Here is an 11,178-nt window from a genome sequence, read left to right as displayed (position 1 = left end):
AAAGTACTATATATTGTAACTTTGCGGTTTTTGTTTGTTTAATGTTGTTTTATATTACCATTTTCATATTTAATTTTTTATTAATCTGAACACAATCTTCCATTGTAATTGCTTCATCTGTGTCAACACATTCAAAGTCAATATCTAATTTTTGTAATATTTTGTATGCCTTTTTTTGCAAAGGAGTATCAAATTTAATAGGTGATTTTGTGTAAATATCACTGATAAAAAACATGATTTATTTCATTCCTTTCCATTTAAAATCTTATAGTTATAGTGTATCATAAGGTTATAAAATATAGATAAATATAGTATAAATTTAAAATATGTACAGACAAAACAAAAAAATCATATTCTAAGTAATACTTGGGAAAAATGATATTATCATAATAAATAATCTTTGTAAAAACTTATATAGAATCTATTAAACAGACACTAAGCCATAAAAACTTTACTAAATATAAAATTCGTATCTAAATAGATATATAGAATAATATTTTACTGAAGTAGAGTGATTTTTAAGAATTTTATATATAAATTATGTTATCATAAATAAAGAGATAGATTATAAAATTTGTTAATAAAATAAAGGGCAGGGAGGTAAGTTTCATGTTTTCCAAAATCCTAGTCAAAACATTTATTAGAGATAGCGAAAACGTTCAAAATACAGATGTTAGAAATAAGTATGGTTATGTAGCTGGTGTAGTAGGTATATTATCCAATTTACTTTTATTTGTGATAAAGGTATTCATAGGAATGCTCACATCTAGTATAGCTATAATGGCTGATGCATTTAATAATCTTTCTGATATGGCATCTTCAGCAATAACTATGATAGGTTTTAAATTAGCAAGTAAGCCAGCTGATAAAGAACACCCTTTTGGTCATGGAAGAATAGAGTATTTATCAGCATTAATAGTAGCATTTATGGTGATGTTGGTTGGACTTCAATTTGTAAAGTCATCTATAGAAAGGATAGTAAATCCAATTCCTGTAAAATTTGAAGTAATACCACTTATACTTTTAATTGCATCTATAATGATTAAAATCTGGTTGAGTCGTTTTAATAAATTTATGGGAAATAAAATTGATTCTTCAGCCTTAAAAGCAGTTTCACTTGATGCTTTAGGAGATGTATTTACTTCAAGTTGTGTAGTTATATCATTTATTGTAGCTAGATTTACTAATTTTCCCATAGATGGATATGTTGGTATCGTAGTATCATTAGTGATACTTTATGCTGGTTTCTCTCTTGTAAAAGATACTATAAATCCTCTTTTAGGGGAAGCACCGGATGAAGAAATGGTAAATTCTATTATAGAGCTATTGTTATCTTATAAATATATAATAGGTACACATGATTTAATTATTCATAACTATGGAGTTGGTAGATGTATTGCATCTATACATGCAGAAATTCCATCCAACATAGATATAATGGAAATACATGAAATTATAGATACTGCAGAGAGAGAAATATCTGAAAAATTAGATATATATCTAGTAATTCACATGGACCCAATATGTCTTGAAGATAAAGAAGTTATGTCAGCCAAAAAAGAACTTGAAGAAATACTTAAGAAAAATAGTCTTGTAAAATCTATGCATGATTTTAGAATAGTTGGAAAAGGAAGCAAGAAGAATTTAATATTTGATATAGTAGTTAATCCTTCCGAATTTTCCAAAAACATGTCAGAAGATGACTTAAAAGAAGATATAACAAAATTAGTTAAGGAGATAAATCCTGAATATAATTGTGTAATTGTTGTAGACAAGGATTTTATTTAATTATTAATTAATCTCATCATAAGGTAAAAAATGTAAAAAGGATAGACAATAGTATAGAGGCATAATATAATAGAAGTATATAATTGTATTTTTAATATAAATAAAGCAATTTTAATTGTTTTTATGAAATATTATAGAGATGTTGAAGTATATTCTATTATTGGGCACCTTATGGATATACTGAGTCAGTGGTGCAACCGGCTATGAATATAAATTTATTTATTTTCATAGCTTTTTTTGTATAATTTTTTAGTAAAAATTACTTTATATACGATATTAATGGAAGATTAGATTATAAATTATAGGTAACCTAAAGGGGTGAGATTTACATGAAGAAAGGAAATAGAAAGGCATTATTAATTAGTTTAATTATGATTTTAAGTATGGTGGTGTCTACAATATATCCAACTGTATCTTATGCTTCGGAATTAGGAGAGAATAGTCAGATTCAAAGTGGTTCAACTAATTCATCAACTGGAGAGGAGAAGGAAAGCGACAATAAAAAGCCAGAACAGACTCCAGAGAAAGATAAGGCAACAGATAATAAAAAACCAGAACAGACCCCAGAGGAAGAAAAACCAACAGATAATAAAAAACCAGAACAGACCCCAGAAGAAGATAAGTCAACAGATAATAAAAAGCCAGAGCAAACTCCAGAAGGAGAAAAGCCAATAGATAATAAAAAGCCAGAGCAGATACCAGAAGAAGATAAGTCAACAGATAATAAAAAGTCAGAACAAGCTTTAGAAGATGAAAAACCACTAGATAATAAAAATACAGAAAAAACTCCAGAGGAAGATAATCTATTAGAAGATGAAAATTTATTGAAAGTTTTAGAAGAAGAACTTAATGAAGAAAATGAAGACTATGGATTTGTTGTAAAAATTAATAACAATACAATAGAAACAGAATCAATGAAAAAAATATCATTTAATTTAACTTATACTCCAACATCAAAAGGAATACAAGCAGGAGATTCAATAACTTTTAAGGTGCCAGATGTATTCAATAAAGTTAATTTAGATTATACAAGTGAATGCTTTGATAAAACAGAAAGTAATGGAGAGTATACACTTACATTTAGAGAATTACCTAATGGCCAAAGTGTAATGCAAGGTAAAATAGGTTTGGAAGCATATGTTAAAAAGGTTGATGAAGATACTAATGCAAAAATACATATTGAAACTACTGGAAAAATAGAAAGTGGAAGTGGAGATATAGATGTAGAAATAAAACCTGGAGATAAAACGGATGTTCCAGATGCTAAAGGAACACTTAAAAAGCTTGTTGAAGGAAAAAAATCAACTACTGTATTTATGCCAGTTAAAAATAAAGATATAAATTACAGTATACAAGTAAATGAAAAGCAGGAAGAGTTAAAAGATATTATTTTGTATGATGAGCTTCCTGAAGGATTGACATTGATAAATGGTTCTGTAAGTGTAGTAACAAGTGATGGAAAAGAAGTTAGTGATTTTAATATTGAACAGAGTAAAAATTCTATTTCAGTTAATTTTGGAAATATAGATAAATCGTATACTGTTAAGTATAAGGCTAGAATCAGTGACAAAAATGCAAAACATGGTAATAAATATAAGAATGTAGCTAGGATTGAATCTGATGGTAAGAAGATACAAGAAGATGATGCTACTGTAAGTATATTTGATAGAGGAGATGATTATCTTCTTACTAAAGGACATTCAGGAGCAACAAATATTACTCAAGTTGGTCAAGTAATAAACTATCAGATTTCAATAAATGATGATAAATCACCAATAAGTAATGTTGTTATAACAGATAATATACCAGAAGGCATGAGATTAACTACTTCAGGAGAAGCTGGGCATGATTTTAGAGTTGTAGAAATTCCAATGAATGGGAGCTGGACTCCTTGGAGTAAAGAAAAAATTGCCAATAATATTTCATATAAAGTAGAAGAAAAAAGAAATGAAAGTGGGCAAGTAGATAAAGTTATAACTGGATTTACAATTAATCTCAGTAAAGAAGAAGTGGAATCAAAGTTTTTTATAGCTTATACATTAAAGGTAATTAGTATTGAAGATAGCTATATAAATAGAGCTGTTCTTGATGCAAATAATAGTGAAATTGATAAAAATGATGAGATAAACTTTAAGAAAAATTCTGGATTAATAAGCGCAAAAAAAGAAGTTGATAAAAAAGTTTTAAACAGTAGTGATAACCAGATTGTTAAATACAAAATCAATATGTCAACTTATGGAGTTTATGATGCAGGACAAGTAAATCTTTTAGATGAAGTAAACTCAGTTCTAGAAATATCTAATATAAAATATTCTGATAATCTTGAACTTAAAAAAGAAGCTGGAGATGGAAAAAATACAATAAGATTAGTAAATAAATACGAATTTAAACAGATAAAAGAAGGGGAACCTGTGCAAAGTTGGGTTACATTTGATGCAAACTTCACAAATGTAAAAGTTGGGGAGACTATACGAAATGTGGCTCAGATTAATGGTTCAAGTCCTCCAGGAGTAGAGACTACTAAGCAAGGTTATGCTTTTGAAGCTAAAAAAGTGGATGCTTTAGATAAAAATGTACTTTCAGGTGCTAAGTTCAATTTAGAAGATGCATTTGGAAATATAGTAGTTAAGGATTTAGTTAGTGATGAAGATGGTATAATTCAATCTAGTGTAAAAAACCCAGGAACATATTATTTAGTGGAGATAATGGCTCCACGTGGATATGAAAAACTGAAGGATAAAGTTAAGGTTGAAATTGGTAATGAAGATATTGGTAAGATAGTAGATATTGGAAATATAGAAAATCTAAAACAAGAAAATCCACCAGTAAATCCACCAATACCTCCAGATACAGATGAACCAATGGTAAATCCACCAGTACCACCAAGCACAGATAAACCAAGGAAACCATCAAGTTCATCTGATACAGAGGATACTATAGTTATAAATCCACCAGTACCACCATCAGAAGATATAATAAATCCGCCAATACCAGAGGTATTGAATCCGCCAGTACCACCATCAGAAGAGATGATAGAAACTCCTGTTAAACAGATTATTCCAATACCAGAAGTAGTAAAGCCATCAGTGTCAGAAGAAAAAAATAATAAAGTTAAAGATGATACTTTGGTAAATCCACCAGTACCACCAAAAACAGGGGATAGTACTACAATTATTGGAGAAATACTTTTGGTTATAGGAGCTATTGTAGGACTTATCGTATTAAGAAGAAATAAAAATACAAATTAGACCCTAACATTATAAAAAATATAAGTTATATTAAAAAATATCTTCTAAAACAATATTTAATAATGAAAATATTGTTAGAAGATATTTTTTTTTGAAGATTTATGTAAAAAAATAATAACTTTTTAGAAAAAAGTTCCAAAGGGATATAGACAATTAAAAAGATATAAGCTATAATATAGATATAAAATTAAATGAGGCAAAACTAGGGAAACCTAGTCACGCAAAGCTATAGGGGCTAAAGTTTAGTAAACCATGCCAGCCAGTTGCCGAAAAGAGTAAAAATTTCTTTTTGTATATACAAAGATACTCTTGGGTATCTTTTTTATTTTGAAATTTATTACTCCCGGCCTAACTCAAAGGAGGGAATAATATGAGACCAAGTAAAAAATTATTAATAGCTATAATATCAATATTCTTAATAAGTTCAGTTCCAGTAAGTGCACATGCAGATAGTACTACTATACAACAAAATAAAGACACACTTAGTCAAATAGTAGTTTTTCCAACTGGAAATTACGATAAAAACGAAGCTAATGCTATGGTAAATAGATTAGCTAATATAGATGGAAAGTATTTAAATGCATTAAAGCAAAATAACTTAAAAATAAAATTATTAAGTGGAAAGTTAACAGATGAAAAAGAATATGCTTATTTAAAAGGTGTAGTTCCTAAGGGATGGGAAGGTACTGGAAAAACTTGGGATGATGTTCCAGGTTTAGGTGGAAGTACAGTAGCTCTTAGAATAGGATTTAGTAACAAAGGTAAAGGGCATGATTCAATAAATTTAGAATTACATGAAACAGCACATGCAATAGACCATATAGTATTAAATGATATATCTAAATCAGCACAATTCAAACAAATATTTGCTAAAGAAGGTCGTTCTTTAGGTAATGTAAACTACTTAGGTGTATATCCAGAAGAATTTTTTGCAGAATCATTTGCATATTACTATTTAAATCAAGATACAAATAGTAAGTTAAAATCAGCTTGTCCACAAACTTATAGCTTTTTGCAAAATTTAGCTAAATAGAGTTTTAATAAATTTAAAATAAATATAAATAAAGAGATGCTATTATAATGGCATCTCTTTTATATTGCGTTTAAATCTAATAAATTTTGTCTTATGTATAACTATGATAGATTATCAATTACTACTCCTTATACAAGGCTTCAACGTGTTTATTATGCATTTGAGTAATTATCGTAGGTATAATAGAAATTATTGAACCAATTACTATCAATAAAATTCCTACAACCATGTTTATAGGGATAATTTCTTTAAGTATTAATAATGCTAGTATTGGAGATATTACTGGTTTAAAGAAGAATACTAAAGATGTAAGACTAGTAGATGTAGCTTCCATTGCCATAAAGTAAAGCGCATAACCAACACCTGTAACAAATACGAATACATAAATCATAATGGGCATATTGTGTAAGGTATATCCACTAAAAATAGGGATATTTGCAAATACATGAAGCTTATTTTTATTTAATATATCTGCGATAAAATTAATTTTAGTGAGTAAAACCAATATCAACATTTCCAAACTACCAAATATAAAGCTAAAGCAGGTTACAACTATTCCACCAAATTTTAAGGTTTTTCTTTTACCAAATACAGTATACATTGAAAAAATAATAGCAGAAGATAATGTTAAGAATATTCCACTAAGAGTTAGTTTTGTATGCAATGGATTTATTATAACTATAATTCCAAGAACTTCTAATATAAGTGAAATTACATTGTGCCTATATATTTTTTCCTTCAAAATTAAGTAAGCTAAAAGCATTACAAAGACTGGATTACAACTGAACAAAACAGCAACTACAGATGCCTTTGTGTTTAGAACAGCAAGTTGATACAATGACATACTTACTACTACACACATAAAACCTAAAAATGCAAAGTATTTTAAGTCTGATTTTGTAATAGAAAGACTAAGGGCTCTTAATCTTTTTACAGCAAAAGGTAGTAAGACTAAACCGCCAACAAAAAATCTTGATAAAGTTATTTGTAAGGGATTAAAGTCATTAGTGACAGTTTTTAGACTAATTTCCATTGAACTAAAAAATAAGGTAGTCAGTATTATATAAACATAACCTTTTTTCAAGTCAAACACCTCCTTGTAATTTATATTAGTACTATAGATAAGAATATTCAAGCATATTGGAATAATATGGTATGTATAAAATATAGTACATAAAATTATAAACTACCTTAATATAGAATGTAAGTATTCTATACTAAGGTAGTTAATTATTTGAATTACTTTGATTTAGTTATTTTAAATTATATAATTTGGCTAATTTTTCAAATGCTGGTAAAGAACTTTTAACTTTATCATAAGATACACAATATGATACTCTAAAATGACCTGGACAACCAAAAGAAGAACCTGGTACTAATAATAAATTAAATTGTTTTGCATCATTGCAGAATTTTTTATCATCTTCAATTGGAGCTTTTGGGAACAAATAGAATGTACCATTAGGTTTAACACAAGAATATCCCATATCGATTAAACTATTATATAGAAGGTCAAAATTCTTTTTATAAATATTTACATCAACTTCTGCATCTAAACTTCTTGCAATAACCCTTTGAAAAAGAGAAGGAGCATTTACAAATCCAAGTATTCTATTTGCAACATTTAATGAAGACATAACATCATCAAAATCATCCATTTGCCCATTAGCAACAATATATCCTATACGTTCACCAGGTAGAGATAATGATTTACTATAAGAGTATCCTATAAATGAATTTCTATAGTATTTTAGTACACAAGGAACTTTGGCACCATCATAAATTATTTCTCTATATGGCTCATCAGAAATTAGGTATATGCTTGTATTAAATTCTTTTTGTTTTGAATCCAATAATTCTCCAAGATTTTTTAATAATTCTTCAGAATATATGACACCAGTAGGATTATTTGGAGTGTTTATTATTAAAGCTCTTGTTTTTGGAGTAATAGCATTTTTTAGAGCATCTAAATCTGGCTCAAAAGTCTCTATATTTGTAGGAACTTCTATTAATTTTCCATCATAGTTTTCTGTATAATTTTTATACTCACCAAAATACGGTGCAAAAGCAATAACTTCATCACCAGGATTTAAAAGAGTTTTTAAAATAATATTTAGACCACCAGCAGCACCACAAGTCATAATTAAATTTTCTCTTGTAAGATTTAATCCATCTTTTTTATTTATGTGTTCAGCAATAGCATCTCTTACATCCTCATATCCTGAGTTGTTCATATATCCATGAACTAAATTTGGAGATTCTTCATTTAAAATATCATTTATAACTGCTTTAATAGTCTCTGGAGGTTCAACACTTGGATTTCCTATACTAAAATCAAAAACATTTTCCTCACCATAAATATCAGAAAGTTTCTTTCCTTCTTCAAACATAGCTCTTATAACAGAACTATTTGCAACTAAAGTTTGCATTTTATTAGATATCATATGTAACACTCCTTTTTATAGATTTATATTGCTTATGTATATATTACCATATTTTTACTGAATTTAGACAATTTTCGAAAAATTACTTGTTTGAAAATATAAACTTTTATATAAAATATATTTATGTACAGTGCATATTAAAAATTCCAATTTCTAATTTTATCATGATTATTTTATATAATAGTTTTTTAAAGAATTAATAAAACATAGATTTAGAGAATAAAATATTCTTGACTATATTAATTGTTTAATATAATATAGTTGATATAGTCAAACATATTATAATTATAGAAGGGAAATTTAAGATGGATTTTAAAAATTTACAGTATGAAAGTTTGTCATATATTATTTGTAACTTGCAAAAAAACTTTAAACTTTATTGTGAAAAATGTTTAAAACCATATAAACTTACGAATGGTCTATATTTCTATTTAATTTATATTAATAAAAATAGGAATTGTTCTTTAAATGATGTTTCTACAGAATTTGAAGTTGATAAAGCTCATACAACAAGAACTATATCTAGGTTAGAACAAGATGGATACATAGAAAAAATCCAAAACCCTAATGATAGTAGAGCTTTTCAGTTGAGAGTAACAGATAAGGGTGAGGAAGTATTAGGGGATATAAAAAACATATTTTCAAAGTGGGATAATCACATAAAAAAAGAGTTCTCGGATACAGAATATAAAGAACTGGTAAAGAATTTACATGTGGTAAAGGATATAAAAACAGCTGTGGAGGAAGAATAGGATGTATTGTAATTTATTAAAACCAATTAAAATTGGAAATTTGGAATTAAAAAATAGAGTATCTTTTGCACCTACAAGCATGGGTCTTAAATTGGAAGAAAAAATTAAAAAGTTTTCTGATATTGCTAAGTCAGGAGTAGCTCTGATTACTCTAGGAGATGTATCTATTAGACCTAGTTTTCATAAGGTAGCTATAAGCCTATCGGATGAAGATGGAGTCATGAAATACAAGAAAATTGTAGATGAAATACACAATTCTGGTGCAAAGGTATCAGCACAACTATTTTGTTCAGATTATGATGTTAATTTAATTAAAGATACTATGAAGATGGGAATTACTTCACATGATGAGATAAAAAAAATAATGAATGACGGAGTAAAAGATTACATAACAAATATGACCAAAGAAGAAATTAAAAATATTATAAATTTATTTAAAGTAACAGCATTGAATGCAAAAAAAGCAGGTTTTGACATGATTCAAATTCATGGTGATAGGCTTGTAGGAAGTTTTTCATCAAGTATATTTAATAATAGAAATGATGAATATGGTGGAACGTGTGATAATAGAAGTAGATTTGCAAGCGAAATAATTAGTAGTATCCGAGATGAAGTTAAGGACATTCCAATAGACTATAAATTTGCAATAAGACAAGAAAATCCTCATTATGGAAATGCAGGAGTTTTACTTTCGGAAGTTGAGTATTTTGTTAAAAAATTTGAATCCCTAGGTGTAAACAGTTTTCATGTAACACTTGCAAATCATTCAAAATTAGAAGATACTATACCAACCAATAATCATCCTTACTTTAAAGATGAAGGCTGTTTTTTATATTTAGCTGATGAGGTAAAGAAACACACAAATCTTCCAGTATGTGGGGTTGGAAAATTGTCTAGCCCAGATTTTATAGAAAGTATTATTTCAAATAATAGAGTAGATATGGTTTCTATGTCAAGACAATTACTAGCAGATAGTAATTGGTTACAGAAAGTAAAAGATGGAAGAGTAGATGAGATTAAAAAGTGCTGTTATTGTAATAAGAAGTGTGCAGATGCTTTACAAACACGCTCTCAGTTTGGATGTATACTAGATTAGAATATCCTTATAAAAATAAATAATTTGTTAAGGTTAATATATTTTTGGTGATTTAGATAAGTATTTAGATAAAGAGGAGGAGACATCATGAAAAGTTTAGTTTTATATTCAAGTTTAACTGGAAATACTAAAAAGATTGCTTATACTATATATGATGAAATTCAAGAAGAAAAAGACATTAAAGATGTAAATGAATTAGTTGATTATAGTATTGACTATGAAAATTATGATATAGTATTCTTAGGCTATTGGGTGGACAAGGGAATTTGTGATAAAAATTCAAAACAAGTGCTTGAAAATATTCACAATAAAAAGATAGCACTATTTGGAACAATGGGAGCAAGTAAAAAAGGAAGTTATGGAGCTAGTATAATAGAAAAGATAGAATCAATTATCCCAAAAGATAATGAAATATTAGGTTCATTCATATGTCAAGGTAAGATAGCAGAAGGATTGAAAGCAAAATATAAAGAGATGCTAAAACTTTCTCCTGACAACGAACATATTCGCCAACAATTAAATAACCATGAGGAATCTCAAAGTCATCCAGATGAACAAGAAATATATGAAGCCAGTATGTTTGCAAAAAATATGATGATTAAAGCTAGTATTGTGTAGTAGTTAAACAATAAGTTCATATAAGATATAGAATAAATAATTTAGTAAAAAAGTATAGCAAATAATTTGCTATGCTTTTTTTATGAAATCAAAAAAATAATAAAAATACTTGACTGTAAACCTTGTTTATACATTATTTTATAGAAAATAAGATAGTTTTAAATATAAAAAAAGATATATTATTGAAAGGAGATATTAT

The 11,178-nt window shown here is 27.6% G+C and carries 9 protein-coding genes and 2 riboswitches; of the genes, 6 read left to right on the top strand and 3 right to left on the bottom strand.

From position 1 onward, the window contains the following. Positions 1-49: 49 nt before the first annotated feature. Positions 50-235: a YbaK/EbsC family protein gene (locus CDIF1296T_RS14940; protein WP_009898002.1), complete on the bottom strand. Its 186-nt coding sequence runs from the start codon at positions 233-235 to the stop codon at positions 50-52. A gap of 374 nt (positions 236-609) precedes the next feature. On the opposite strand from CDIF1296T_RS14940, the gene CDIF1296T_RS14935 reads away from it, so the two are divergent. From CDIF1296T_RS14935 to zmp1, 3 genes are all read left to right on the top strand, one after another. After that, a complete protein-coding gene (locus tag CDIF1296T_RS14935; protein WP_003426667.1) occupies positions 610-1,788 on the top strand; it encodes a cation diffusion facilitator family transporter in 1,179 nt (392 codons plus the stop codon). 126 nt (positions 1,789-1,914) lie between these two features. Continuing rightward, positions 1,915-2,000, top strand: a riboswitch (cyclic di-GMP riboswitch). A gap of 117 nt (positions 2,001-2,117) precedes the next feature. Next, on the top strand, positions 2,118-5,036 hold the full coding sequence (locus tag CDIF1296T_RS14930; RefSeq protein ID WP_009898000.1) for an SrtB-anchored collagen-binding adhesin: 2,919 nt from the start codon (positions 2,118-2,120) through the stop codon (positions 5,034-5,036). Positions 5,037-5,221: 185 nt separating this feature from the next. Further along, positions 5,222-5,307, top strand: a riboswitch (cyclic di-GMP riboswitch). Between the two features lie 99 nt (positions 5,308-5,406). Next, the gene (zmp1, locus tag CDIF1296T_RS14925) at positions 5,407-6,069 is read left to right on the top strand and encodes a zinc metalloprotease Zmp1 (protein WP_003436135.1); all 663 of its coding nucleotides are present in this window, start codon (positions 5,407-5,409) and stop codon (positions 6,067-6,069) included. A gap of 121 nt (positions 6,070-6,190) precedes the next feature. Here the strand turns inward: zmp1 and CDIF1296T_RS14920 are convergent, their stop codons facing one another. Further along, positions 6,191-7,153 (bottom strand): DMT family transporter, encoded by a 963-nt coding sequence (locus tag CDIF1296T_RS14920; RefSeq protein WP_009897998.1) that lies wholly within the window; start codon positions 7,151-7,153, stop codon positions 6,191-6,193. 169 nt (positions 7,154-7,322) lie between these two features. Beyond that, complete coding sequence (locus tag CDIF1296T_RS14915; RefSeq protein WP_003436139.1) at positions 7,323-8,513, bottom strand: pyridoxal phosphate-dependent aminotransferase; 1,191 nt, start codon at positions 8,511-8,513, stop codon at positions 7,323-7,325. Positions 8,514-8,818: 305 nt separating this feature from the next. Between CDIF1296T_RS14915 and bilQ the strand changes: the two genes are divergently transcribed. From bilQ to bilS, 3 genes are all read left to right on the top strand, one after another. Further along, a complete protein-coding gene (gene bilQ, locus CDIF1296T_RS14910; RefSeq protein WP_003436142.1) occupies positions 8,819-9,265 on the top strand; it encodes a bilirubin utilization transcriptional regulator BilQ in 447 nt (148 codons plus the stop codon). Position 9,266: 1 nt separating this feature from the next. Continuing rightward, on the top strand, positions 9,267-10,361 hold the full coding sequence (gene bilR / locus CDIF1296T_RS14905; protein ID WP_009897995.1) for a bilirubin reductase: 1,095 nt from the start codon (positions 9,267-9,269) through the stop codon (positions 10,359-10,361). Between the two features lie 87 nt (positions 10,362-10,448). Continuing rightward, complete coding sequence (gene bilS / locus CDIF1296T_RS14900) at positions 10,449-10,979, top strand: flavodoxin family protein BilS (RefSeq protein WP_009897993.1); 531 nt, start codon at positions 10,449-10,451, stop codon at positions 10,977-10,979. Positions 10,980-11,178 lie beyond the last annotated feature (199 nt).

This window comes from Clostridioides difficile ATCC 9689 = DSM 1296 (assembly GCF_001077535.1).
GTDB lineage: Bacteria > Bacillota > Clostridia > Peptostreptococcales > Peptostreptococcaceae > Clostridioides > Clostridioides difficile.
This window is presented reverse-complemented; position numbering and strand designations above follow the sequence as displayed.